Raw genomic sequence first — 23,915 nt, 5'->3', positions numbered from 1 at the left:
ATATATAAATCTATCTAGTACGAAAGCTAGATAGATTTTTATATATAAAGTTTTTTAAGGAGGGAAATATGGAAAATATAAGTTATGAAAGCTATTTAAAGTGTAAAGATACTCTCTCTTTTGAATATTGTCAAAAAATTCATCAAGCAATTTTACTTGAGTTGGGAACTGAACCAGATATTTTAGAAATATGGCATGATTTTCTAAAAGCAAGTATGGATTATGCTTATACCCGCAGTCAGTGGTTGTTATGGGAAAGTGCTGAACGTAGAGAAAAAGATGAAGGTCGCACAGCTCAACATGAAATAGTTATATATAATTTTAAGCTACTTAGTCGTAATATGGAGCAGTCGAGTGAAGTAGTAAACTACCTAAAAGAAATAGAAAATAATCGAAAACAAGTTGGAGATTTTGCATCATATATTGCTTATATCTATGCAATCAATGCAAGATAAAAAATATCTACTTAATATTCCCTTATAAGTTATTTCTAACTTTTTCTTCATCTTCATTGAGTGTGAATATACAAAAAGAGGAGCTTCCAAATGAAGCCCCTTTTGCTTTTTATTATCCGAATCAAAAATTATTTCAAACAAAGGTAGTGATTCGGTTGATTTATATTGCAATGTATTGAAATTTAAAATTTCAAGAATCGCTGAAAATTAAGGTTTCTCACGTCTGTTGACGTGTAGTGATTCCTTATTTCACTTCAGTAAATCCAAATAAGGGAAACTTTTGATATTCTGGTTCGATTTTTGATTATTTTTGATGAAAGTTTACCTTATTTTAATGAAACTGATTGAAATTAGTTGAAATTTTATTTTTTGAAAACTTATGAAAACGTTGATTTTAAAGCACTTTGAAATTAGATGAAATAAGTGGTGCCCCAACCAGGTCTTAAGAAAGCTCGTAAGGCATCACAATTTAGTAAACGTTAATTCGAGAGAATTACTATACTTACAGAGAGCACCTTTCGGGGTGTTCTTTTTTATATTTTCATACTAAAATGGTGCAATTGACACAGTTGTTGCGACTTTAGTCGCTTACAAATGTGGCTGCAATCTGACAAAGTCAGTTGCCTCAAAACGTTAATCAATACGATTATATCAACGTTTACAGACATTCAAGAATTTACTCTTGGATGTCTGTTTATTATGTGACTATTAGTCCGTCTCGCTCCGTAAGGTGCGAGACAAATAAACCACCCGCTATGCGGGTGCGCATCGAAGGTTATACCAAAAAAAACTCCAAACGCGATACAATAAAGGTGTTCAAGCCAATTGTAAAGCGAAAGGAGAAAAATATGGCACAAAAGGCACATAGTTTATCACACACAAAGTGGATGTGTAAATATCACATTGTGTTTACCCCTAAGTATAGACGAAAAGTGATCTATAATCAATATCGAAGTAGTTTAGGCGAAATATTTCATCTTTTGTGCAGTTATAAAGGTGTTGAAATTATCGAAGGTCACTTGATGCCTGATCATGTACATATGTTAGTAAGTATTCCACCAAGGATAAGTGTTTCAAGTTTCATGGGATATTTAAAAGGTAAAAGTGCACTCATGATGTTTGATAAACACGCCAACCTCAAGTATAAGTTTGGAAATCGGCATTTCTGGGCAGAAGGTTACTACGTGAGTACAGTGGGACTTAATGAAGCCACAATTAAGAAATATATTCAAGATTAAAGAAATTATCCAGTGGATGATTTCTTCACGAGTATGAAAATTCGAGAACGAGTAAAGCATGATATAGCACTAGATAAATTAAGTGTAAAAGAATATGAGGATCCCTTTAGGGATAGTGGTAAGTAGTACCAAAGTCTCTTTAAGAGGCAAGTGACGAGTCAAGAGCAATGAGGCTTGAACAACGTGAAAGCCAGCGTCTTTAGGCGCTGGCTGGTAATTTGGGCTTATAGCCCTGGTGCAAACCACCCGTCTAACGGGTGGTTATGATTAAGCAAAGTCTTCCCTAATTTTCGAGTATATTATTGATAGCCATATTTTTTTAAAGCTTCTTGATAAGCCTTGCTATCTTTTTTATAGTAGTCGTGTTTCATACCTGAGATATCGACAGTAAATACATCATCTTTAAAAGTATAACTTTTTGTAAGTTTAATAATGTTTTCTCCTAATAATTTAATGGTTGATTTTTCTTTGTTTATAGTAAACCCTTCGGCCTCTCCATGTTTAATAGTTCCCGTATCCCCAGATATAACAAAAGCTACTTCATTTCTATTTTCGTTTATCCAGTAATATTCTCTATCTAAGGATATATTTGATTGCTTAGAGCAAGAGATTAGCAAAAATGCAGACATAGATACCAATATTAATGCGATTAATTTTTTCATCTTAGTTCCTTCTTTCAACATTATACCAAATAAATATTACAAGTATAATATATATGCTGTTAGTTACTATTAAACATCTTTCGTGAAAATACTTATTTTTCGGAAAGTTTTTAATATCCGTTAGTTATTTAAGATTTGCAAAAGAGAATATTGAGAAAAATAAAGTTAAATGATATCTAATTTTATTTATATGATATAATTATTATATGAATCTCGGGAATTCTGAATACTGTTTGTTAATAAGAGATTTCTATTGCTAATTTAAAAAGGAGTATACGATGGAAGGAAATGTATCAGAAGAAAGTCTGCTGCCAAGAAATTTATCTAAGGGAGTAATTTTAGATGAGTATGTAATTAAATTTTTAAGAGAACACAACTTAAATAGTTTCGCTAGATTAGCTGAGTTTTCAAATGAGGTGGTTAAGGAACTAGAGAATATTTTATTTTTGATAGATTCAAATGAAATAGATTTGATAGAGGTGGTTCGTAAACTAGAGGATGCATTACTATATTTTCAAAATATTACTTTCGTCTATGATTTTGATAATAAAGATGTTCAGAAGTTGCTGGTAGAAATTTCATCATGGCTTGACAAGGAACAGAAGTTGCTGGTAGAGATTGAATTATTGAGTTATAATGAAAAAAAATTGCTGGAACAGTCTCTTTCAGTAAAGAATAATGATAAAAAATGGAGTAATATTGAAAATAAAAAAAGAAAAATAAAAACAGATATTAGAAGAATTATTTCGAAAGTATTGGATACTATTGCCGAACTTCAAAATGAACAAATTGAAGATATAGAAATAGATGATATTGTTAGAATTATTAACGAAAAAAAAGAATACACAGACTTAAGAAAAAAAATTAAGTTTTTCTTTCTCATGCTTTTGTAGATAGATTATATACTTTAGGGCTATTTTTATATTTTTCTAAACAAAATGTTTACCTATACGTAGATTGGATGCATCAACCCAAAAGTTCAAAAACTAAAAAACTTAAAAGTAATCTAATTCAAGAAATTATCAAGTCTGATCAATTACTTTTTCTAAGAACTTTAAATAGTGAGTTAGCTCTTCAAGGAGGGAAAAGACAAATACGAGAATGGTGTGCATGGGAAATTGGTACTTTTGATTATAAGACAAATGGATCAGGCGGAAGTAGATTTTATATTGATAGATTTAGACAGAATAAACAATCAAAAAGTAGAAGTCAATTGATTCAGGATTTTCAACCTCTTGTGGGAATAAAAAATGGGAATCTTTATTAGAAAGAATAGGATTTATAATGGACAAGGAATTATTTATAAGAGAGTTTTCAAAAGCTATTCATGAAGGGAATGCAGCTATTTTCGCAGGTGCAGGAACATCTGTGAGTGCTGGCTTTGTTAATTGGAAAGAACTAGTACGCCCGTTTTCAGTAGAAATTAAACTAGATATTGAGAAAGAAACGGACTTAATAGGAGTGACTCAATATTATATCAATACTAAACGAAACAGAGCAAAGGTTAATCAGAGGATATTCAACACATTTTTAAGTCGAGAAGCAGAAACAGATGTTATGAATTTATTAACACGTCTTCCTATTTCAACTTATTGGACAACTAATTATGATACAGTAATTGAAAAAGGTTTGGAAAACAACCACCGTAAGGGTGATATAAAGAGGAAGGAGACGAATTTAACATACAGTGTTCCTGATAGAGATGCGGTGGTTTATAAAATGCATGGAGATGTAATGTTACCTGAAGAAGCTGTCATTTCAAAAGATGATTATGCGAGATATAGTGATGATCACTCATTATTTATAACTGCCTTGCATGGTGATTTGGTTTCTAAAACCTTTTTATTTGTTGGATTTAGCTTTGAAGATCCTAATTTAGATTCTATTTTAGGGAAATTACATGTTTTACTAAAAGAAGATACAAGAGAACATTTTTGTATTCAAAAGAAAGTTTCAAAGTCTGATTTTTATGATCCAGAAGAAGCTGAAGAAGTTACTAATGATAAGTTTGCTTATGCTTTAATCAAACAAGATTTAAAAATCGAAGACTTGCGACGTTATGGTATAGAGACAGTTTTAGTTGATGAGTACTCTGAAATACCTGAACTAATATTAAGGATTGAGAAGGAGTACCTAAAAAATACAATATTTATTTCCGGTAGTATTTCAAGCTATGATACAACTTGGAGCGAAGAAAGTGTAAATAAGTATTGTTATGATTTGTCTAAGTATCTTGTTTCCCAAAATTATAAGATTATATCAGGGTTTGGTCTTGGGGTAGGGAGTAGCATTATTAATGGAGCTCTTGATGAAATTTATAAAAGCAAATATAGACATGTAAATGAGCATCTTGGTTTATTCCCTTTTCCACAATATGAGAATGGGGAAAAATCTTTACAAGAGCGTTGGACGGAGAATCGTAAAGAAATGATAAGCTCAGCAGGAGTATGCATTTTTATATTTGGCAACAAAATAGATGCTAATGGAGAAATAGTAGATGCAACTGGTATGTTGGAAGAATTTTATTTAGCTAGTGAAACTGGTAAAATAATAATTCCAATAGGATCTACAGGATTTACTGCAAAAAAAATTTTTGACAGGATGAAAGCATCGGATAAATTTAGGTATCTAGATAAATATTGGGACATATTAGAGTCTGGAGATGATTCAAAAAAAGTTTTTTCTGCAATTGATAGTATTATTAAAGGAACATGATAATGGCAACAAAAGTATTTATTTCTTTTCGTTATAGTGATGGGAAAAATATTAAAGATGAATTAGTTGATTTATTTGATGAATCTACTGAGATAATTAATAGATCAGAAGATGTTGATAGAAACCAAATGAGTGAGGAGACTATTCAGAAATATCTATATGAGAAGTTAAAAGATACATCAGTTACTATCCTATTATTAACACCAGAAGCTGTTTCTTATAAAAAGGATTGGTATGGGGAATATGATGATTGGCTTTACGATGAACTAAGATATTCTTTAGAAGATAGAACTAATAATAGAACAAATGGTGTGGTTGCTGTATATACAGATGGTGCTAGAGATAAATTATTTATAGAGGATAACCATTATTGCTCGTGTTGTCAGCAGAATCAACCTTGTAAGATATTAAAAGATTTTGATAATTTAGCTCGTAAGAATATGCTAAATATTAAACCTAACTTTAAGAAAGAACTATGTAATAATCTTTATAGTGATGAATATGATTCTTATATTTCTTTGGTTAGTTTAGAGGTATTTAAAAAAGATTATAAAAAATACATTGATAATGCAAAAGAGAAAAGGGACAGACTAGAAGAGTTTGAAATAAAGAAGAGAATGGATTAAAGAATATAATAGAAAATAGCTTTCAAAATACTTCCTCTATTTTGGACAAAAATGAATGGTATAATAAGGCTAATTCAAATTGCTGGAGAGAATATTATGTTAGCAGATAAAGAAATGTTCTTCAAAGTGGAAGATACCCTCCGTGAGCGAGGGATACTTGAAAAGTTTGAAGAGGAAAATGGAGAAATAACTGGTCATATGATGATTACGATGACGGAAATACCTCCTGAATTAGGAATTGATAAAGTTAGCGATAATATGCGTGCTTTTTGTGCTTCCTTTGATTTCTATGATATGATGATTGGAATTGCATTCGATTTAGACACAATGGAACTTATTCCTCAAATATGGTTCACTCCTCAGACTGATGATGCTGTGGAACCTTCTAGTGAATGGATAGAATTTTTTGTAAAAACTCTGTGTGAGAATATATCCGAAGAGGGTTTTGGAGTACCAATATATAGTTTTTTAAATGACCACAGCGACCTTACAATTGTTCCAACTAAATCATAGAAAAGAGACCTTGCTAAACCAGGTCTTCAGGTTGATAAAGAATTTGTCTGGTATAATGGGGGTAAGATTTGTATTTTTTTATCAATATTATTGAGATAAGATTCCGAAAGAATAATTTATACTTTCGATGTTTATTAGAAAATTGAGAAGAGGTTATTAATTATGAAAATTAAGCAATTATATGATTTCTATAAAAATAAAAAAGATATAGACTGTCCATTAACTGAGGCACTTATGAGAGGAGGTTATCTTCAAGCAAAAGGAACGGGCTATCGAAAAGAACAAATAGATGATATGCCGTCGCAATATATCCATTTAATGAATTATTGTGAGAAGCATATTATACATAATGGTAAAAACAAGGATTTTCCTAGGTCTGTGAAATGTGGTGAATTGATATTTTGGATGGCTGAAGCTTCCAAGGCTGTAAGATACGAAAAATTAGATAAGTTAAAGGATGAAATTCTCGAAAAATATAAGTATGATCGTAGAGCTGGAAATTCTATAATACATAATACTTGTTTTGATAAGACTATTTCTCTTATTGAAGTTGAAATGTCAGATAAATGATAAGGGGTATGTAATCTTTTCAGATATAGTGAGCTTCCCATTCCAATAAAATAAACTATTGATTTAAAATACTTCCTCCCTGTCCAAATTTGGATAGGGTTTTTCATTATTTAAAACTTGCAGTAAGGTTTCAACACTTGTTTTTAAATTGAATAGTTCAGCTTGTATATCGTTGCTAGAATGATTATTTTCTATATAGTTACAATGTTGTTTGATATGCCATAAGACTTTTTGAATGTTATTTTCTTTTGTATTTTTCATGGTTATATCATATCAAAAGAAATTATATAGTTCCTCTAATAATTCTCAAATGATTAAAAATAACTCTGAACTGTCTATACAGATTATAAACAAGTATTTTAAAATGTTTTACGGATACAAAAAAGAACACTCGAGTGTAGTATTCTTTTAAATTAAGCATAGCTTTCTCTGATTTTTGAGTATATTATTGATAGCCATACTTTTTTAAAGCTTCTTGATAAGCCTTGCTATCTTTTTTATAGTAGTCGTGTTTCATACCTGAAATATCTACAGTAAATACATCATCTTTAAAAGTATAACTTTTTGTAAGTTTAATGATATTTTCTCCTAATAATTGAATGGTTGATTTTTCTTTGTTTATAGTAAACCCTTCGGCCTCTCCATGTTTAATAGTTCCTGTATCCCTAGATATAACAAAAGCTAATTCATTTCTATTTTCGTTTATCCAGTAATATTCCCCATCTAAGGAGTTATTTGATTGCTTAGAGCAGGCTATTAGCAAAAATGTAGACATAGCTACCAATATTAATACGACTAATTTTTTCATCTTACTTCCTCCTTTCAACATTATACCAAATAAATATCACGAGTATAATATAGATATTGTCAGCTACTATTAAACATTTTTCGAGAAAATATAAATCTTTCGGCAAAATGAACTGTATATGTTTGGATAAAATCCACTGTTTTACCACTTGACCCTTCTATTAATAAGTTGTACACTATGAATATATGTCACTGTGTAGAGGTTATTAAGATGAAGAGAGATATGGATTTATGCCGTTTGATACTTTTTAAAATTGAGGATGAGTATAGATCAACTGCGTTGATTAATTTACAAATTGACGGATATGATGTAGAAACAATAGCATACCATTGCGACTTGTTGTTTGATGCGGGTTTAATAAAAAGTTATAAACCAACGTATGCTAGTGATGAAATCTATTTTTTTAGTGTTGGTGCTTTGACTTGGGAGGGGCATGATTTTCTAGATAAAATAAGAGAAAACACTATGTGGAATAGGACTAAGAATAGTATCAAAGAAAATGCTCTACCTATGACTTTGGAAGTAATTAAAAGTGTAGCAACCAGTTTTATAAATGATCGGCTAAGTAAATTTTTAGATGGCTCTTTATAGGAATAATAAATTCCCCTATTTCAAGCAAACTTATTCAATTTTTTTGAAATAAAAAAGCAGTACAAGTCTGCTAAATTTTGATGTAAAGCTATTTATAGATTACTTGAAATCAAACCTTGTCAAACCAGGTCTAAAGAAAGCTCGTAAAGCATCATAATTTAGTAAACGTTAATTCGAAAGAATTACAATACTTACAAAGAGCACCTTTCGAGGTGTTCTTTTGTTCAGAATCTCCAGGTGCAGTTGTTAAAATTTGATTTTCCCAGTGGACAATCGTCCACTTTTTTTATATAATAAAACTAAACCGAATTGGTTGAGTTTAGAGATATAAGCTCAACCGTCGATTTGTTTTTCTAAGAGAGGTATTCTCAATAAAACATCACACTAGGAGGCGAAGTATGTATCAGCCAGAAAAACTCAAGGCTCGGAGGAAAGAGTTAAAACTGACACAGAAGGAAATTGCAGAGGAATTAGGGATTAGTTTTCAGGCTTACTCGGCTTGGGAACGTGGAATCAAGGAACCATCCAAGGAGAAGGTTGCCCAGCTAGAGAATATTTTAAAGGTAGCAAAAGGGTATTTTACTCAGATTGAGATTGTTCGTCTCTACAATAGTCTCTCCAAGCAAGGGAAGGACAAGGTTGTACTCTATGCTCGCAACCTAGCTCAAGAGGAACAAACTCAGAAGGTGACAACCATGCCAGAGCGCCTCTACGAGTACCGTGTCTATGAACGTATGTCAGCAGGGATCGGGGCTTCGGTCTATGATGACCAGAATTTTGATACGGTTTACTTTAACGAGGAGTTGGCCCATGATTTTGCATCTTGGGTATCTGGGGACTCTATGGAGCCTAAATATCAAAATGGTTCGGTGGCTCTGATTCGAGAGACGGGATTTGACTATGACGGGGCAGTTTATGCAGTGGTCTGCAACAACCAGACCTATATCAAACGGGTTTATCGGGAGGAAGATGGCTTGCGTCTGGTCTCTATCAATCCTAAATACAAGGACATTTTCATCTCCTATGAAGAAGATCCTCGGATTGTGGGGATTATCGTTGGGAATTTTGTGCCAATGGAGGGCTAGCCTATGGGCTACTTTGATTATTCCAGAGAGCCCAAAAGTGACATTGCCTTTGTCGATATGAAATCCTTTTATGCCAGTGTCGAGTGTGTGAAAAGGGGCTTGCATCCTCTGAAGACCTCGCTTTGTGTCATGAGTCGCGCGGATAATTCAACTGGTCTTATCCTAGCTTCCTCTCCCATGTTTAAGAAGATTTTTGGCAAGTCCAATGTTGGTCGGGCCTATGATCTGCCTTTTGATATCAAAACGCGCAAATTTTCTTATTACAATGCTCGAAAGCAAGGCTTGCCAACTGACTCAGACTATGTTCGCTACATCGAAGATTGGGCCCAAGTTACCTTGATTGTCCCTCCTCGGATGGATGAGTACATCGCAGTCAATATGGAAATCCAACGAATCTTTCAAAACTATGGTAGCCCAGATGATATTTATCCCTACTCTATCGATGAGGGCTTTATCGATCTGACCAGTTCGCTCAACTATTTCATCCCAGACAAGAGTCTCTCTCGCAAAGACAAGCTGGATATGCTTTCTGCTCGTATCCAGAGGGATATTTGGAGGCAGACAGGGATCTACTCTACAGTGGGTATGTCCAATGCCAATCCCTTACTGGCCAAGTTGGCACTGGATAATGAGGCCAAGCACACCCCGACCATGAGGGCCAATTGGTCTTATCAAGACGTGGAAGAGAAAGTCTGGGCCATTCCCAAGATGACGGATTTTTGGGGTATTGGCAGGCGGATGGAGAAATGCTTGCATGCTCAGGAGATTTTTTCCATCAAGGAATTGGCAACCAGTAATCCAGACCAGCTAAAGAAAGCTCTGGGTCAGGCTGGCCTGCGTTTGTGGTTTCATGCTAACGGGATTGATGAAAGTAATGTTCATAGGCCCTATAAAGCCAAGTCCCATGGGTTGGGAAATTCTCAAATTTTACCGAGAGACTACGTGAAGTTACGGGATATCGAAATTATTCTCCGAGAAATGGCAGAGCAGGTGGCTATTAGATTGAGAAGGGTGGGAAAGAAAACAACCCTTGTTTCTATCTATGTCGGTTTCTCTAAAGAGGAGGTTAGGTCGTCTATTCACACACAAATGAAGGTCGAACCTACCAATAATACAGCTATCTTAACGGATTATGTTTTGAAGTTATTTCATAACAAATACACTTCTGGGGCGGTCAGAAGTGTTGGAGTCAACTATTCAGGATTTGTGGACGAGTCCTTTGGTTTGATCTCCCTCTTTGATGATGTTGACAAGTTAGAAAAAGAAGAAAGGCTCCAGACGGCTATTGATGCCATTCGGGAACAATTTGGTTTTACCTCCCTTTTAAAGGCCAATGCACTGGAAGAAGCCTCTAGGAGTCTTGCCAGAAGCAAGCTGATTGGGGGACATTCTGCTGGAGGATTAGATGGACTAAAATGATTGATCGTTCTTATTTACCCTTTCAATCTGCGCGTGACTATCAAGATCCAGGGATGCAGAAGTGGATGGGCTTTTTCCTCTCAGAGCATACTAGTTCACTCGGTGAAGAGAAAAATCGGGTTGCTTTTTCGACGAGTTTGAATTCCGTTGAGAAGCTACTCTTGCTTTCACAGCTTTATGTCGGGCAACTAAAGGGATGCTTTGTTGTCAAGGGAAAGAAACAGAAAGCCACTATCGTCGGCGAGGTGAGCGAATTATCATCTCAAACTCTATCTATTAGGACCAATGAGGGCTATAGGCTGGTAGAGCTAGCAGATGTCCTCGAAATTCGACTGTGGGAGGAGGGAGTTTATGACTAGAAAAGAGTTGTATGAAAACAAACTGCAGATGGATTATTTTTCAGAAGCCTATATTCGTTTTGAAGAGGATTTTCAAAAATACTCTGCCATGAATGTGCCACTGACTTTTTTGATCGATGACATTCTACGCACCATGGCGATGAATCAGAAAAACTACTTTGTCTTAAACAAGGAAAATGCCAAGGATGGGCGGGAGCATCGCTTTTACTTTAGGGTGGTGACAGAAAAAGAGTGCCCCAGAAATCGAACCTATGCATACGCTGGACTCAAAAATAGTAGTCAGTGACTAGGTGTGGAAGAGGGAAGTTTGATTTAGGAAAGATGGCTTGTGAACGTCAGAAAATCTCATGGTATTGGAATTCGAAACACCATCCTATATCTGTGGAGTTTTTGCAGAACTTATGATGGTAGTTCTGATGAGATAAGACCAGGGGCACTCTCTTTTTTAGATGAGCGTTTATTTGAAAACGTGGTTGGATTTGAGAACACCTATTCTCAATGATCATCTTACTTTATAGATTCATACCAAAACATCCATGTGTATTTGTGGATGTTTTTTTATTTTATAGATAGAAAAAGAGAAGACCAAATGGTCTTCTCAACGGGGGAACTGAATAATTAGAAAGAATCAATCAAAGAGGGTTATTAGTCTTTGAAATTCTTTTGGAAGATGAGGAGAGATAAGATAGAAGTAATGGCTGCCAAGAAGAGGAAGGCAGTTGTTTCTTGTTCCCCAGTTGCAGGGAGTTCTCTTTCCTTGTCTTCTTTGATTGTAGCTGTAACAGGAGCTTTTTCATCTTTTGATGGTGAATTGTCTGTTACGGCTGGAGCAGGTTTTTCAGTCTCTCTTGGTAGAACATACTCAGGAAGAGTCACAACTGGTGGTGCCTCTGTTCCAACTGAGCTTTGTTTGCTACCTACCTCAATCACTCGATCTTGAGCTGGGGTTGCTTCTGTTTGGAGAACCTTACGATTGTCGCCGTCCACTTCAACATACTCAACTAAGAGACCGTCTTTTCCTTCTGATAGAACTTGCTCTTTTCCTTTGTCTAATTGTGGGTTTTCGCGACGGATAGTCTTGAACGGTACTACCTTATTGACGATTTCCAAGCTTGGAAGTGTAAAGACAAGGTCTTTAACCCCTTCCTCAGGACTTGAAGAAGTAATTGGTTTCTCAGGCTCAGCAGGTTTTTCAGGCTGAGCCGGTTTCTCAGGTTGAGCAGGTTTTTCAGGCTCAGCTGGTTTTTCAGGCTCAGCTGGTTTTTCAGGCTCAGCTGGTTTTTCAGGTTCAGCTGGTTTTTCAGGTTCAGCTGGTTTTTCAGGTTGAGCCGGATTTTCCGGTTGAGCCGGATTTTCCGGTTGCGCCGGTTTTTCCGGTTGAGTAGGTTTTTCAGGCTGAACTGGCTTTTCAGGCTGAGCTGGTTTTTCAGGCTCAGCCGGTTTTTCCGGTTGAGCCGGATTTTCCGGTTGCGCCGGTTTCTCAGGTTGAGCAGGTTTCTCAGGTTGAGCAGGCTTTTCCGGTTGCGCCGGTTTTTCAGGCTCAGCCGGTTTTTCCGGTTGAGCAGGCTTTTCAGGCTGAGCTGGACTTTCCGGTTGCGCCGGTTTTTCAGGCTCAGCAGGCTTTTCAGGCTGAACTGGTTTCTCAGGCTGCGCTGGTTTCTCAGGCTGAGCAGGCTTTTCAGGTTGAACTGGAGTTTCCGGTTGCGCCGGTTTTTCCGGTTGAGCAGGTTTTTCCGGTTGAACTGGATTCTCAGGTTGAGTTGGTTGTTCCGGTTGCGCTGGCTTTTCAGGCTGAGCCGGAGTTTCCGGTTGAGTTGGTTTTTCAGGCTGAGCTGGCTTTTCAGGCTGAGCAGGTTTTTCCGGTTGAACTGGATTCTCAGGTTGAGTCGGATTTTCAGGTTGAGTCGGATTTTCAGGTTGAGTCGGATTTTCAGGCTGAACTGGTTTTTCAGGTTCAGCAGGTTTCTCAGGCTGAGCCGCTTCGAGTTTGTTGATTTGTTCGAGAGCGGTTTCTAGTGCTTGATTGACTGCTTCCTGAGTTTTAGCTTCTTGGATTGCAGCAATGGCTTGGTCAGCAATTTCTAATAATTTCTTTTTAGCTTCCTTGTTGGATCCAAGCTCAGCGACTTTTTTCTCGATAGCTTTTGTCAAGCTGTCCATAGCCTTATCGTACTCAATTTCCGGTTGTTTTGGTTCAGCTGGTTGCTCAGGCTGGTCAGGTTTCTCAGGTTCTTCTGGCTGTTCCGGTTGCTCTGGACTAGGCTCCTCTTGGCCTCTTTGATAGTTCTCATCCTTGGATAGGATATCTTGTAAGGCGCTGACCGTCAACATGACATTTTGAACATCCACTGCATCAGCACTGAGTTGGTTTCTCAATTTTTCTAGATTTGTTTGGAAAGCTTGGCGTGCAGTAGCCGTATTTTTCAAGCCTGCTGGGTCAAAGTTGGACAGATCGTCTTTCCATTTAGAGATAGACTGGATGATATCTGCCTTGCTGTAGAGTTCGCTACCTTCGCCACGAGTGATAAATTGGTCCACTTGAATACCGATATTTTGAGACAAATCGTTTCGATTAGGATCTAGCTGAAGGGTGACTGCGTGCAAGTTTTCTTCAAGTCCTTTTAAGCTAACCAGAGTTTGATTGCCTTGGCGTTGACTAGCATAACCGCTAAAGTATTTCTTGCCATCAATAGTCGAAGCATTTCCCATGTCATCTTGGTAAGCAACCTCTTTTCCATCCAAGAAGACTTTGTAGATACCATGACCTGGATCAACATAGCCCTTGATATCAAGTCCAGTACCGTAGAAGTAAGCTGTCACAGTTGTTTTTTTCTTTTGCTCATCAGTCAAGCGACCAAAAGATGCCCAAGATTCCGTTTTTTGGTACTTGTCTGCCGAATTGGTTTCATGGTGCCAGCCAGGGCTGTAATCCAACTGACTAGCTTGGTCATCATAACTTGTTTGGTCCTTGACCAGCAATTCAGCTTTCATCACTTGGATGGTTGCATCGGTAGCGAAACCGAGCAGGGCACCATCAGTGACAGAAGTGAGCTTGGCTTTGAAGTCAAAGACAGAGTCGGCTTGTTCTGTAAAGTCGATGGTTGGGATGGTAACGGTTTTTTCTGTTTCTCCATCTTTGAAGGTCACATCCTGAGTTGTATCTTGGTAAACCTTGCCGTGAACTCCAGTTCCAGGTTCTGTGATAAAGCGAACAGTAGCAGCCCCCTTGCTTCCACCAACACGCTTAATCTTAACAGTGACTGGTTTTCCTTTCTCGACTTCGTAGTTGCTAGACTCTAGTTCGAACATTCCTTTACTATCGTTGTTTAGGCTATAGATTCCCTCTGTAGCGATTGGTTCGCCTGTTTTGTTCACAAGGGTAATGGTATGTTGTCCAGGTGCTAAGTCATCTGTTTCAAAGACTTTTTGGCTACGTTTACGGTTGCTGTTCTTCGTTTGGACGTCGGCAACCTTTTGCCCATCAATATAAACGGACATTTCTCCATGACCTGGGTCGACTGTAGAGACGACATAGGCCTTGGTTCCTGTGAAGGTATAGGTTGCTTTAGCATCTTTTTGCTTGGTCCACATAGAAGTACCACGAACACCTTCAGATTCATTGAACCAAGTTGTTCCGGCTGTATCAGCTGTTGTATTTGAATGATATTCTAGTCCAAGAGGGTAGCCATCTGTTTTTTCAATGCTACTTGGTGTCTTATAGACTGAGAAGTTGTTCAAGATAGGTGTAGCTTGTGCTCCTGTGATGGTTACACGGATTTTTTGCGCCTCTACAGGTTTTCCTTGAACCAAGCGACGGTAACCAACGGTTGAACCTTCACCGTAAGTCACCCAGCGTCCGTTGATTTCAACTTCAATCTTGAAACCAGAGATACGTTGACCTTTGGCGATATCTTCCTTGAGTTCAACGACGTCAAAGCGTCTCTTTTGTCCCAAGTCAACGGTGAAGCTACCAGTTGTAGCGTCGTTTGAAAGAGCCCAGCTGGTGTCGTCTTTACCGTCAGTGAGGTGGCTTTCCTTGTAGAGGTGGTTTTGACGAGTCGAACTTGCTGTTACAGTCGCACCTTTGGCAAAGTCAGTCGCATACATTTTGTCTAGGGTTGCCTTGAACTCTTTCAAGCGAGCCACATCGGCATCTGCAAATTTTCCTTCTTGGTTTGGTGGGATGTTAAGTAGAAGTGGCGTTCCGCGTCCCACAGACTTGAAGTAGATTTCCATCAATTCTTTGAGGGATTTAGGCTGTTGGTTGTCATGGTAGAACCAACCAGAACGGATGGAAACGTCCGCTTCACCTACAGAGTACATATCACCGTCAGGGTCACCATGATTGAGGTATTCGTTTTTGACATCATCGGTAATGTTGGCTTTTTTAACCTTGTGCCATACAGGATCACCTGCAATACCCCGTTCATTTCCAATCCAGCGGACATTTGTCGGTTGAGCAGAGAAAATGGCGATATCTCCTTCGGCTTCCTTGATGTATTTGAACCATTCGTCAAAGGTGTAGGTTACCTTTTGTGCACCGCTACCACGCGCACCGTCCATCCAAACCTCGATAAATTTTCCTTTGTTTCCGTATTTTGGATTTCCAAGGATTTCTTTCAGTTGATTGAGATAGTATTGGTTGTATTCTTTTTCGGTTGCGACATGGTATTTTGGATGGTTGGCATCCCACGGTGATAGGTAAACTCCCATATTCATGTCGTACTTGCTAGCAGATTTGGAAACTTCTTCAAGGACATCGCCTTTTCCATCTTTCCAAACACTTTGAGCAACAGTGTGGTCGGTGTATTTTGAAGGATACAAAACAAAACCATCATGGTGTTTAACTACCATAATTGTGCGTTTAAATCCTGAATCTTTTAGCGTCTTAATCCATTGATCGGTATCAAGATTTTCAGGATAAAAGTAGTAGGGATCTTCGCTTCCATCACCCCACTCGCGGTCGTAATAGGTGTTCATGCCGAAGTGGATAAAGGCAGCTAGTTCCTCTTTGTGGTAATCTAGTTGAGCCTTACTTGGAAGAGGACCATGGTTGCCAATCTCAGTTTCCTTATCTTCTAAATGAGAAACAGGGGGAGTAGGTGTGCTTTGATTGCTTATATCAGAGTTTGGCTCTGTCTCGTTTACGCTTGTTGGCTGAATGCTTTCTTCTGACTTGTTGACAATGGCAGCGGTGTTTAGTTCTTTCTCAGAGACTGTGTTATTAGCTTTTGTAGCTTCTATCTCTTGTTTTTCAGCTTGCGTGAGGCCTTCTTCTTTTGTAGACTCAGCCTTATCCTGTATCATATCTGTGACTTGTTCAATTTGATGATCAAGATTAGATGTAGTTGTTGGAGATGCTTCATCTGCTCGTGCGGTTCCAGAAGCAAAAAATGCGAGTCCGACGATGACAGAGGCCACACCTACAGTTAACTTCCGAATGCTAAACGTTTGCCCTTTTTCAAAAAGGTATCGATTCATAATATACTCCTACTTTTTACAAAGGCAGTCAGCTACTGCCTGAGCCCAAGTATGACTTGGATACAACTTTATTTAATACAAGATGATTTCTTTGAAAAAATAAACCCTCCGTTCTTTATATAAAGCGCTTTCATTCAAGAATAAAAAAATTTATCGTAATTTTTTATCCTAAAATGATTGTAAGTTTTTGATATGACAAATATACTAAATTGTCTTGGAAAATGCAATGGTAAAAATAAATAGAAATTAAAGAAAATAAGTTACTTTTTAAAGAAAAAACGCATCCTTTCAAGGATCAAACTAAATGAAAGGACGCATTTTAAAAAGAAATTAGAGTAATTTTTGGATATACTCTTGGATAATTTTGGAAGAGAAGCGCTTAAGAACTTGCCCATCTCGGCCAATGAGAAACTTAGCAAAATTCCATTCGATTCGTTTTCCTATCGGGCCAGATTTCTGGTCTTTTAGCCAAACATAAAGAGGATCTGCTTCCTTGCCGTTGACCTTGATTTTAGCCAAACGTGGGAAGTTGGTTTGATAGTGTAGGCTACAGAAATTATTGATTTCCTCTGCGCTGCCGGGTGCTTGTCCCATAAATGGACTGCAAGGAAAATCTACAATTTCAAAACCTTGATTTTGATAGCTATCCTAGAGTTCCTGAAGTCCTTGGTACTGGGGTGTTAAACCACATCCAGTAGCAGTATGGACAATCAAGAGAATTTTACCACGATAGTTCTCCAAGGGAGTTACTTGGTTGTTTTGGTTCAAAACGGAAAAATCATATATACTGGTCATGAGGGCCTCTTTTCTTTTTCTACATTGTAATAGTTTTTACTTTTTTCGTCGAGTCGGATGAGAGAAGTTGTTGAAAAAATACACAATTGTACATAAATCGGGATAAAATGATGATCCTTTTATGAAACATGGTATAATAGGCCTATATAGCTAAATGGAGTGTACCTATCACTAGGGATTCGAGAAAAGGATAGAACAGTCATGTCAACAGTAAAAAGTGATCTAAATCTTGCGCAAACATATGCGACTCAGCTTAAAAATGCTTGTCAATCGTTAACAGCGATCGCTGCGGCTAGTCAGGATGACTTAACGACCCTTCAAGGGAATAACAAGGCCCATCAATGTCTGACAAAGGATCAAAATCTAGCTAGTAAGATTTCGGTAGCTGTCACCCTAACTTCCGAACGACTTCACTCTGTAGCGAGTGATTTTGAAGCGCTAGATGCGGCTGCGGCTAATGGTTTTAGGAGTCATACATGAGCAAGTTAGATGAGTTGAAGAAAAGAGAGCGAGAACTCTTGTACCAGCTAGAAGACAATGGAAAAGAGAAATACCGCACCAAAGAACTGATAGAAACCTTTGAAGGATATGATAGAGCTAGCCACCGTTATCAAAGTGATTTGTGGGAGGCGGCCTATCAGAGCCGATACGCAGGACAGTTGGAAGAAACGCTCCTGCAAAGAAACCAACTCAAAAACCAAATCTTTGAGGACCTCGCTTACCACATGGATGATTTGAAAAAAGAAAAATTCCGGTTAGAGGGAGACTTGGATGCGGTTTACTATGAAAGACGCAAGGAACTAGAAAGAGAGGAGGAGACGCGACATGGGCATTGATATGTATTTGGACCAATCACAACTACAAAGTTCAAGTGTAGCGACCATGTGCCAATCTCAGGTGGAAGCTTATCAAGATTTGCAATTAGCCATCCAAAAGTTTTCAGAGGATACGGAGAGCCTAAAGGGCGACGCTTATGATTCGGCTAGAAGTTTTTTTGCAAGCGTCTTACTACCCTTGAGCAAAGGGGGACAACTCTATGCAGAAACCTTCTCTAAAGCCATCAAGAAACTACCAGAAGACTACCAAACGATGGTCGACAGCAAGAGTTGGCGTGAGGATGATCTGCTTGATAAGATCCGTCAGGAAGAGCAAATGATCGCCTACCTAGATGAAGTTAACCAATCCTTTTCTGCCTTGACCATGGATAGTGAAGAAAAAGGAAGATTGAGACGCAGTAATGTGGAACTCATGCGAGGACACCATGCCAATAAACGCGTCTATGAAACGATCTTGAGAGACCTGCGAGCTTATGATAGCTATTCAGGAGGACTGTTCGATGAACTAGACAGTATCAATGTGCAACTGAGTCGTGGACTGGCCCAGATTGAAACGAGTTGGGATGCAAAGACAGGGGTCTTTAAAGTCCCATCTGACCTGACTTGGGCCAACTACCTGACTGCCTATGCTGATACAAAGGATTTGAAGCTCAGTCGTCAAGAGAAAGCCTTTGTCCAAACCATGATGGCAGAATACGGCTTTGATGCTGAGACAGGCAAGCAGCTCCTGACCATCAAGCAAGGGATAGACAAGAAGTTCCCAACCTCAAGTCAAGAGTTCCGTGACTATATCTTTTTGCGAGTCGTCGGTGCGGCCAACTATGATGACTTTAAGTGGAACGAAACGGCAGGTGGATTGTGGCAATATTTTTATTACGAATTTGTGAGTGATCCGAATACAGGCCAAAAATTGAGAACTTTGAAACCAGTTCTTGAAATCTTTCAAGAACTGGGGTTGAAAGAAGAAAAGGCCAAAGAACTGTATTATAATCTTAGACTGCAACACGAGATGGCCGGGGGGAAAATTGATAATATAGAAAAAATAAAAGAAAACGAAATTGATTATAATAATGCCAAGCTTAAATACGAAAAAGTATATGGTACTTCTGGTAACTTTGACCAATTTTGGGATAGCAAACTAAAGGCTTATTCTAACAATGGAGCGGGCCATGCAGACTTTACCCACCAGTCCATCACTATGGCCACTCATCTTAATCCTAATCAAGTTCAGTTATCTGATGTTTATGGTGGTAGAGAGCATGTTAAGGACTTATCAGGTTGGGAGGGAGACACGACCTTTAATGCAAACGATATGAAACCAAGCATCGGGGAAGATGACTACAAGGCGGATTTGGACTCGGTCAACCTTATCGGTCGTATGAAACAGGGGCAATCCTATGACCAAGTCATATCTTCTTACTATGCTGACCTTCAAAAGGATTCGACTCTTAGAGAAAGAGAATTTTTGAAAAATAAGGATTGGAAACATGTCAAAGGTACAATCTATGCAGGGGTAGCGCCTGCAAATATACTGAAAAAGGGTGAGGCATCTATTAAAGAGTATATTGAGGAAAAATACCCAGAAGTGTCCACATTTTTAAATCGTTTAGAGGCTGTGGCAGACTAGGAGGATGATGATGAAAAAAATATTAGGTTTAGTAACGTTTTTCGTACTAATTGTATTATCCTGTTTCTACTTTTTTACTAGACAACCTAAAAACATTTTCGATGAGATTTACCAAGAAACTGAGAAAACCTATCGAACAAATAATATTTTAAGGCATATAGATGGCTTTGAAATTAGTCCAGGTTGGCCAAGTGATGGAGAGTATTCTAAATATTATCCATTTGGAACTTATAATAAAGACCATACCCCAGAAGAGTATTTTGAAGTCGAAATTAGTTTTAATTTTGCTACAAAAACACAGTTAAGTTCAATCTCATTTGAAAAGCGAATCGGGCCAAACGTTAGAGTTCGCTTATGGAATAAATATACTCGTAAGGATCGTGTTTTAAAAAAATTTGTCAAAATAGGATTAAAGAAAGCAGATACGGAAACTTATATCGAAGACGAGGCCCAAGTAAAATCTTACCTAGAGCAGTACGGTATCACTGCTAAGGACTTAGATTCTTACTACGACGAAATCGTCAATCAGAAAGTCTTAAAAGATTGGTGTTCTATATATGACAGCAAGTACTCGCCAAGTAACTATGGAGATATCAAGATTGAAACCCAGTGGGAGAATTGGTGACAATATGAAGAAAATCCTAGGCCTAGTAGCCTTATTCATGATAATCATATTATCCTGTTTCTACTTTTTTATCCACCAACCTAAAAACATTTTTGATGAGATTTATCAGGAGACGGAGAAAACCTATCGGTCAAATAATATCTTAAGAAACATAGATGGGTTTAAAATCAGACCCGATTGGCCTAACGATGGAGAATATTTTGCATACACCCCTTCAGGGAAGTATCAAACTCATCCTGAAGGTTATAAAGACATAAGTATTAGCTTTAATTTTGGAGAAGGTATTAAAGGGATGACGATACGTTTTGAAAAAAGGATTAATTCGGATATTACCCTATGGTATTCAGCACACTATAATATGCAAAAGAAAGTGCTCAAAAAAGGGCTTGCGATTTTTGAAGAGCCAAGGCAACCAGGTCAATATCTTAATGATGAAGAAAAAGTAAGAGACTATTTAAAAAAATACAACATAACCAAAGAAGAATTAGAGAAAGACTTCGACGAAATTGTCAACCAGAAAGTCTTGAAAGACTGGTGTACCATCTATGACAGCAAGTATTCTCCAAGCAACTATGGTGATGTCAAGGTTGAAACCCAGTGGGAGAATTGGTGACAAGGGTCAGTAGATATTTTGGAAAATATCCTATGAATTGGAGTGGAAATCCCACCTAGAACAAGCTAGGTGGGATTCTTTGCCTATAAAATGAGAAATTAGCGAATCTTGCTCTATTTTTTAACGTGTTCTGATAAAAAGGCGTAGGTCATGGTTCCGAAAACGCTACCGATAATCAGGCCGTACATTAGGAAAGGACCACTTTTATCGAATTGCATGAGCAACTTCACAAAATCTGAAAGGGACATCTGCTGAACGAACATTTTATGAAAGATGAGTAAGGTAAAGAGGCCAATCTGAATACCGATAAACACAATCCAGCTTCGGAATTTGATTTGACCTTTGCTGTAGGTTTTGAGGATGATTTCTGACTTGTCATCTTTTTCTGGATGGAGTTCTTTGACGGCTCTTTGAGTTTTTAAGGTAATGAAAAAAATGAGTCCAGAGTAAGCGTAGGGCATGGCATAGCGAACCACCGCTATGAAACGTCCAAATAACAGATAAAACAAAAAGAGGAAGAGGGAAGAATAAACGATTTGGACCATGGAACGGGCACAAGCTTTGTAGATTATCTCTTGCCGGCATTCATCGAAAGGACCTTGAATATGAAAGAGATTTCGAAGTAGGCGAGTGGTGAAATCTTCTTTTTTCATGCTAGTCATCTCCTAAAAACATTGTTTTTGATTGATTTCCTTAAAGAGTTGATAGAGAGTATAGAAGTAAATCAAGCTAAAAATAATACAGATTGTTAGAAATACCAGGTATCTCCAATCCATAGGATTTGTTAAAAGTTGTGGAAAGGATATGAGGATAAAACAGAGAGATGCGTTTAGAAGACGTATTTTTTTTGATTGGATTTTCTGGAATCTCTGTCCTTTGTTCAATACAGGAAGGAATAAAAGAAAGATAATCAAGAAAGGATGCTCAATATGTTCAGAAAATAGGAAAAAGGTAACAAAGATACTGATAAAAACATGACTGATTAGTAGTCTAGCTAGTGATTTCATAAGGCACCTCCTAGTCGTCTTCTTGGTCTTTCTTAGATTTTGCAATGCGACGGGAGATGAGGATCTGTATAACCGCTCCGAAGAAAACAGAACCGAGAATACTCGTTAAAGCATTTCTTATAGTGAGAAGAGAATGAAAATAGTCCTGACCTTCACCTATAAGTATATGGAGAAGAGGGGTTATAAAAAACATCCATAGGCCAAAGAACACACCCGCTTTTAGACCGGGAAAATGTAGCTGTTTGCTTTCTTTTTGACTCAGCATATCTGGTTCAATAGTTGTAATACCTGTTTTCTTGGTTTGGGAGACCACATAGAGGGCAGCCATCATCGAAATGCCAAACACCACGAGGGGATAGCCGATAGCGACAATTTGCGGGTATTTATAAGCAAGGACAAAGGAGATGAGATTGCCAAATGTCATCAGATAAAAGAGGACAATAAAGACTTGGTTCCCGATACGATCGGCCTCGCGCCGTTTGTGTTCGTCAAGGGGACCAGAAATACCGTATATGTGTTTGATGAGTTTTTCAGTGAGAGTTTCTTTCTTCATTTGTTTGCTCCTTTTTTAAAAATTGTCCTCCCAAAAGAGACTGTTGAGGTCAGTTTGGAGGCTGCGGGCGAGGTTGAGACAGAGTTCCAGGGTTGGATTGTACTTGTCATTTTCAATCATGTTGATGGTCTGTCTCGAGACGCCGATATCTTTGGCGAGTTCGAGCTGGGACATTCCCAGTTCCTTGCGAAATTCTTTGACACGATTCATCTGTTCTCCTTTCTAATTTGTGTCGCATATATTTGACTATATTATATTCTTCTATGGAATAGATGTCAAGCATAGTTGACATATTTCTTAAAGAAATCTTACTTACATTTGGCCTATTTGTCTGACTAGTGCAAGCTGGTCAGATTTGTGGTAAAATAGATAAGATATGACAAAAGAATTTCATCATGTAACGGTCTTGCTTCATGAAACGATTGATATGCTTGACGTAAAACCTGACGGTATCTACGTTGATGCGACTTTAGGCGGAGCGGGCCATAGCGAATATTTATTAAGTAAATTGAGCGAAAAAGGCCATCTCTATGCCTTTGACCAGGATCAGAATGCTATTGACAATGCGCAAAAACGGTTGGCACCCTATATCGAAAAGGGGATGGTGACTTTTATCAAGGATAACTTTCGTCATTTGCAGGCACGTTTGCAGGAGGCTGGTGTCCAGGAAATTGATGGAATTTGTTATGATTTGGGAGTGTCCAGTCCTCAGCTGGATCAGCGTGAGCGTGGTTTTTCTTATAAAAAGGATGCGCCACTGGATATGCGGATGAATCAAGATGCTAGTTTGACGGCCTATGAAGTGGTGAACCACTATGACTATCATGACTTGGTTCGAATTTTCTTCAAGTATGGCGAGGACAAATTCTCTAAACAGATCGCGCGTAAGATTGAACAAGCACGTGAAGTGAAGCCAATTGAGACAACGACTGAGTTAGCTGAGATTATCAAGTCTGCTAAGCCTGCCAAGGAACTCAAGAAGAAGGGCCATCCTGCCAAGCAGATTTTCCAGGCTATTCGGATTGAAGTCAATGATGAACTGGGGGCGGCAGACGAATCCATCCAGCAGGCTATGGAGATGTTGGCTCTGGATGGTAGAATATCAGTGATTACCTTCCATTCCTTGGAAGACCGCTTGACTAAGCAATTGTTCAAGGAAGCTTCAACAGTGGAAGTTCCCAAAGGCTTGCCCTTCATTCCAGACGATCTTAAGCCCAAGATGGAATTGGTATCCCGTAAGCCAATCTTGCCAAGTGCCGAAGAGCTAGAAGTCAACAATCGTTCGCATTCAGCTAAGTTGCGCGTGGCCAGAAAAATTCACAAGTAAGAGGAAAAAC

At 38.0% G+C, this 23,915-nt stretch carries 26 protein-coding genes and 2 pseudogenes; 19 read left to right on the top strand and 9 right to left on the bottom strand.

What is annotated here, in order from left to right; translation table 11 throughout:
- The first annotated feature begins 68 nt into the window (after window positions 1-68).
- A complete protein-coding gene (locus tag SORDD05_RS06350; RefSeq protein ID WP_061418080.1) occupies window positions 69-455 on the top strand; it encodes a hypothetical protein in 387 nt (128 codons plus the stop codon).
- 848 nt (window positions 456-1,303) lie between these two features.
- Window positions 1,304-1,819, top strand: a pseudogene (gene tnpA / locus SORDD05_RS06345) (IS200/IS605 family transposase).
- A 173-nt stretch (window positions 1,820-1,992) separates the two neighbouring features.
- On the opposite strand, the gene SORDD05_RS06340 reads toward tnpA, so the two are convergent.
- Entirely contained in the window at window positions 1,993-2,355 is a 363-nt protein-coding gene (locus SORDD05_RS06340) for a hypothetical protein (RefSeq protein ID WP_061418075.1), read from the bottom strand.
- Window positions 2,356-2,633: 278 nt separating this feature from the next.
- On the opposite strand from SORDD05_RS06340, the gene SORDD05_RS06335 reads away from it, so the two are divergent.
- From SORDD05_RS06335 to SORDD05_RS06310, 6 genes are all read left to right on the top strand, one after another.
- The gene (locus tag SORDD05_RS06335; protein ID WP_061418072.1) at window positions 2,634-3,248 is read left to right on the top strand and encodes a hypothetical protein; all 615 of its coding nucleotides are present in this window, start codon (window positions 2,634-2,636) and stop codon (window positions 3,246-3,248) included.
- Between the two features lie 68 nt (window positions 3,249-3,316).
- On the top strand, window positions 3,317-3,622 hold the full coding sequence (locus SORDD05_RS06330; protein ID WP_061418069.1) for a hypothetical protein: 306 nt from the start codon (window positions 3,317-3,319) through the stop codon (window positions 3,620-3,622).
- A gap of 17 nt (window positions 3,623-3,639) precedes the next feature.
- Window positions 3,640-5,070, top strand: coding sequence for an SIR2 family protein (locus tag SORDD05_RS06325; RefSeq protein WP_061418066.1), 1,431 nt, complete (start codon window positions 3,640-3,642; stop codon window positions 5,068-5,070).
- Between the two features lie 2 nt (window positions 5,071-5,072).
- The gene (locus tag SORDD05_RS06320; RefSeq protein WP_061418063.1) at window positions 5,073-5,696 is read left to right on the top strand and encodes a TIR domain-containing protein; all 624 of its coding nucleotides are present in this window, start codon (window positions 5,073-5,075) and stop codon (window positions 5,694-5,696) included.
- Window positions 5,697-5,792: 96 nt separating this feature from the next.
- Window positions 5,793-6,209: a hypothetical protein gene (locus tag SORDD05_RS06315; protein WP_061418060.1), complete on the top strand. Its 417-nt coding sequence runs from the start codon at window positions 5,793-5,795 to the stop codon at window positions 6,207-6,209.
- A 162-nt stretch (window positions 6,210-6,371) separates the two neighbouring features.
- On the top strand, window positions 6,372-6,779 hold the full coding sequence (locus SORDD05_RS06310) for a hypothetical protein (protein ID WP_061418058.1): 408 nt from the start codon (window positions 6,372-6,374) through the stop codon (window positions 6,777-6,779).
- Between the two features lie 63 nt (window positions 6,780-6,842).
- Here SORDD05_RS06310 and SORDD05_RS06305 read toward each other — a convergent pair whose 3' ends face one another.
- A complete protein-coding gene (locus SORDD05_RS06305) occupies window positions 6,843-7,040 on the bottom strand; it encodes a hypothetical protein (protein ID WP_061418055.1) in 198 nt (65 codons plus the stop codon).
- 184 nt (window positions 7,041-7,224) lie between these two features.
- A complete protein-coding gene (locus SORDD05_RS06300; protein ID WP_061418052.1) occupies window positions 7,225-7,587 on the bottom strand; it encodes a hypothetical protein in 363 nt (120 codons plus the stop codon).
- Between the two features lie 210 nt (window positions 7,588-7,797).
- Here SORDD05_RS06300 and SORDD05_RS06295 point away from each other — a divergent pair, with 210 nt between their 5' ends.
- The 5 genes from SORDD05_RS06295 (at window position 7,798) to SORDD05_RS06275 (ending at window position 11,327) form a co-directional block, all read left to right on the top strand.
- Window positions 7,798-8,178: a DUF2513 domain-containing protein gene (locus SORDD05_RS06295; protein ID WP_061418050.1), complete on the top strand. Its 381-nt coding sequence runs from the start codon at window positions 7,798-7,800 to the stop codon at window positions 8,176-8,178.
- 398 nt (window positions 8,179-8,576) lie between these two features.
- Complete coding sequence (locus SORDD05_RS06290; protein WP_061418048.1) at window positions 8,577-9,263, top strand: LexA family transcriptional regulator; 687 nt, start codon at window positions 8,577-8,579, stop codon at window positions 9,261-9,263.
- Window positions 9,264-9,266: 3 nt separating this feature from the next.
- Window positions 9,267-10,682 (top strand): Y-family DNA polymerase, encoded by a 1,416-nt coding sequence (locus SORDD05_RS06285; protein ID WP_061418045.1) that lies wholly within the window; start codon window positions 9,267-9,269, stop codon window positions 10,680-10,682.
- Window positions 10,679-11,041: a hypothetical protein gene (locus SORDD05_RS06280; protein WP_061418042.1), complete on the top strand. Its 363-nt coding sequence runs from the start codon at window positions 10,679-10,681 to the stop codon at window positions 11,039-11,041. The genes SORDD05_RS06285 and SORDD05_RS06280 overlap by 4 nt, the downstream gene beginning before the upstream one ends.
- Window positions 11,034-11,327 carry a DUF5960 family protein gene (locus SORDD05_RS06275; protein ID WP_061418039.1) on the top strand — a complete coding sequence of 98 codons (294 nt, stop codon included), beginning with the start codon at window positions 11,034-11,036 and terminating at the stop codon, window positions 11,325-11,327. The genes SORDD05_RS06280 and SORDD05_RS06275 overlap by 8 nt, the downstream gene beginning before the upstream one ends.
- Before the next feature lie 359 nt (window positions 11,328-11,686).
- On the opposite strand, the gene SORDD05_RS06270 is transcribed toward SORDD05_RS06275, so the two are convergent.
- Window positions 11,687-16,522, bottom strand: a complete 4,836-nt coding sequence (locus SORDD05_RS06270) for an alpha-L-fucosidase (protein ID WP_081102466.1) — start codon at window positions 16,520-16,522, stop codon at window positions 11,687-11,689.
- Window positions 16,523-16,852: 330 nt separating this feature from the next.
- Window positions 16,853-17,317 (bottom strand): annotated as a pseudogene (locus SORDD05_RS06265) (glutathione peroxidase).
- Window positions 17,318-17,518: 201 nt separating this feature from the next.
- Between SORDD05_RS06265 and SORDD05_RS06260 the strand changes: the two are divergent.
- From SORDD05_RS06260 to SORDD05_RS06240, 5 genes are read left to right on the top strand one after another with little or no spacing between them, the layout of a single operon-like run.
- Window positions 17,519-17,797, top strand: coding sequence for a TIGR04197 family type VII secretion effector (locus SORDD05_RS06260; protein WP_061418036.1), 279 nt, complete (start codon window positions 17,519-17,521; stop codon window positions 17,795-17,797).
- Window positions 17,794-18,153: a DUF3958 family protein gene (locus SORDD05_RS06255; RefSeq protein ID WP_061418033.1), complete on the top strand. Its 360-nt coding sequence runs from the start codon at window positions 17,794-17,796 to the stop codon at window positions 18,151-18,153. Before SORDD05_RS06260 ends, SORDD05_RS06255 begins: the two co-directional genes overlap by 4 nt.
- A complete protein-coding gene (locus tag SORDD05_RS06250; protein WP_061418030.1) occupies window positions 18,143-19,780 on the top strand; it encodes an LXG domain-containing protein in 1,638 nt (545 codons plus the stop codon). The genes SORDD05_RS06255 and SORDD05_RS06250 overlap by 11 nt, the downstream gene beginning before the upstream one ends.
- Before the next feature lie 10 nt (window positions 19,781-19,790).
- Window positions 19,791-20,405 carry a TipC family immunity protein gene (locus SORDD05_RS06245; RefSeq protein ID WP_061418027.1) on the top strand — a complete coding sequence of 205 codons (615 nt, stop codon included), beginning with the start codon at window positions 19,791-19,793 and terminating at the stop codon, window positions 20,403-20,405.
- Between the two features lie 4 nt (window positions 20,406-20,409).
- A complete protein-coding gene (locus SORDD05_RS06240; protein WP_061418820.1) occupies window positions 20,410-21,018 on the top strand; it encodes a TipC family immunity protein in 609 nt (202 codons plus the stop codon).
- Between the two features lie 113 nt (window positions 21,019-21,131).
- Here SORDD05_RS06240 and SORDD05_RS06235 read toward each other — a convergent pair whose 3' ends face one another.
- Genes SORDD05_RS06235 through SORDD05_RS06220 form a run of 4 tightly spaced genes read right to left on the bottom strand, consistent with a single transcriptional unit; the run spans window position 21,132 to window position 22,788 of the window.
- A complete protein-coding gene (locus SORDD05_RS06235; RefSeq protein ID WP_061418024.1) occupies window positions 21,132-21,671 on the bottom strand; it encodes a DUF3278 domain-containing protein in 540 nt (179 codons plus the stop codon).
- A 12-nt stretch (window positions 21,672-21,683) separates the two neighbouring features.
- Window positions 21,684-22,025 (bottom strand): hypothetical protein, encoded by a 342-nt coding sequence (locus SORDD05_RS10260; RefSeq protein WP_061418022.1) that lies wholly within the window; start codon window positions 22,023-22,025, stop codon window positions 21,684-21,686.
- Window positions 22,026-22,035: 10 nt separating this feature from the next.
- Window positions 22,036-22,578 carry a DUF3278 domain-containing protein gene (locus SORDD05_RS06225; RefSeq protein ID WP_061418019.1) on the bottom strand — a complete coding sequence of 181 codons (543 nt, stop codon included), beginning with the start codon at window positions 22,576-22,578 and terminating at the stop codon, window positions 22,036-22,038.
- Between the two features lie 15 nt (window positions 22,579-22,593).
- Complete coding sequence (locus tag SORDD05_RS06220; RefSeq protein ID WP_060955391.1) at window positions 22,594-22,788, bottom strand: helix-turn-helix transcriptional regulator; 195 nt, start codon at window positions 22,786-22,788, stop codon at window positions 22,594-22,596.
- Between the two features lie 166 nt (window positions 22,789-22,954).
- On the opposite strand from SORDD05_RS06220, the gene rsmH reads away from it, so the two are divergent.
- A complete protein-coding gene (gene rsmH / locus SORDD05_RS06215) occupies window positions 22,955-23,905 on the top strand; it encodes a 16S rRNA (cytosine(1402)-N(4))-methyltransferase RsmH (protein ID WP_061418017.1) in 951 nt (316 codons plus the stop codon).
- Window positions 23,906-23,915: the final 10 nt, after the last annotated feature.

The organism is Streptococcus oralis (genome assembly GCF_001578705.1).
Lineage (GTDB): Bacteria > Bacillota > Bacilli > Lactobacillales > Streptococcaceae > Streptococcus > Streptococcus oralis_J.
The sequence above is the reverse complement of the archived record's forward strand: the minus strand, read 5'-3'. Positions and strand labels throughout refer to the sequence as shown.

Bases quoted from the DNA above. Each gene is read 5' to 3' on its own strand.
- SORDD05_RS06235 (WP_061418024.1), bottom strand. From the start codon at position 21,671: ATGAAAAAAGAAGATTTCACCACTCGCCTACTTCGAAATCTCTTTCAT.
- SORDD05_RS06315 (WP_061418060.1), top strand. From the start codon at position 5,793: ATGTTAGCAGATAAAGAAATGTTCTTCAAAGTGGAAGATACCCTCCGT.
- SORDD05_RS06330 (WP_061418069.1), top strand. From the start codon at position 3,317: ATGCATCAACCCAAAAGTTCAAAAACTAAAAAACTTAAAAGTAATCTA.
- SORDD05_RS06305 (WP_061418055.1), bottom strand. From the start codon at position 7,040: ATGAAAAATACAAAAGAAAATAACATTCAAAAAGTCTTATGGCATATC.
- SORDD05_RS06350 (WP_061418080.1), top strand. From the start codon at position 69: ATGGAAAATATAAGTTATGAAAGCTATTTAAAGTGTAAAGATACTCTC.
- SORDD05_RS06340 (WP_061418075.1), bottom strand. From the start codon at position 2,355: ATGAAAAAATTAATCGCATTAATATTGGTATCTATGTCTGCATTTTTG.
- rsmH (WP_061418017.1), top strand. From the start codon at position 22,955: ATGACAAAAGAATTTCATCATGTAACGGTCTTGCTTCATGAAACGATT.
- SORDD05_RS06225 (WP_061418019.1), bottom strand. From the start codon at position 22,578: ATGAAGAAAGAAACTCTCACTGAAAAACTCATCAAACACATATACGGT.
- SORDD05_RS06335 (WP_061418072.1), top strand. From the start codon at position 2,634: ATGGAAGGAAATGTATCAGAAGAAAGTCTGCTGCCAAGAAATTTATCT.
- SORDD05_RS06275 (WP_061418039.1), top strand. From the start codon at position 11,034: ATGACTAGAAAAGAGTTGTATGAAAACAAACTGCAGATGGATTATTTT.
- SORDD05_RS06260 (WP_061418036.1), top strand. From the start codon at position 17,519: ATGTCAACAGTAAAAAGTGATCTAAATCTTGCGCAAACATATGCGACT.
- SORDD05_RS06290 (WP_061418048.1), top strand. From the start codon at position 8,577: ATGTATCAGCCAGAAAAACTCAAGGCTCGGAGGAAAGAGTTAAAACTG.
- SORDD05_RS06310 (WP_061418058.1), top strand. From the start codon at position 6,372: ATGAAAATTAAGCAATTATATGATTTCTATAAAAATAAAAAAGATATA.
- SORDD05_RS06320 (WP_061418063.1), top strand. From the start codon at position 5,073: ATGGCAACAAAAGTATTTATTTCTTTTCGTTATAGTGATGGGAAAAAT.
- SORDD05_RS06220 (WP_060955391.1), bottom strand. From the start codon at position 22,788: ATGAATCGTGTCAAAGAATTTCGCAAGGAACTGGGAATGTCCCAGCTC.
- SORDD05_RS06285 (WP_061418045.1), top strand. From the start codon at position 9,267: ATGGGCTACTTTGATTATTCCAGAGAGCCCAAAAGTGACATTGCCTTT.
- SORDD05_RS06250 (WP_061418030.1), top strand. From the start codon at position 18,143: ATGGGCATTGATATGTATTTGGACCAATCACAACTACAAAGTTCAAGT.
- SORDD05_RS06255 (WP_061418033.1), top strand. From the start codon at position 17,794: ATGAGCAAGTTAGATGAGTTGAAGAAAAGAGAGCGAGAACTCTTGTAC.
- SORDD05_RS06245 (WP_061418027.1), top strand. From the start codon at position 19,791: ATGAAAAAAATATTAGGTTTAGTAACGTTTTTCGTACTAATTGTATTA.
- SORDD05_RS06270 (WP_081102466.1), bottom strand. From the start codon at position 16,522: ATGAATCGATACCTTTTTGAAAAAGGGCAAACGTTTAGCATTCGGAAG.
- SORDD05_RS06240 (WP_061418820.1), top strand. From the start codon at position 20,410: ATGAAGAAAATCCTAGGCCTAGTAGCCTTATTCATGATAATCATATTA.
- SORDD05_RS10260 (WP_061418022.1), bottom strand. From the start codon at position 22,025: ATGAAATCACTAGCTAGACTACTAATCAGTCATGTTTTTATCAGTATC.
- SORDD05_RS06300 (WP_061418052.1), bottom strand. From the start codon at position 7,587: ATGAAAAAATTAGTCGTATTAATATTGGTAGCTATGTCTACATTTTTG.
- SORDD05_RS06295 (WP_061418050.1), top strand. From the start codon at position 7,798: ATGAAGAGAGATATGGATTTATGCCGTTTGATACTTTTTAAAATTGAG.
- SORDD05_RS06325 (WP_061418066.1), top strand. From the start codon at position 3,640: ATGGACAAGGAATTATTTATAAGAGAGTTTTCAAAAGCTATTCATGAA.
- SORDD05_RS06280 (WP_061418042.1), top strand. From the start codon at position 10,679: ATGATTGATCGTTCTTATTTACCCTTTCAATCTGCGCGTGACTATCAA.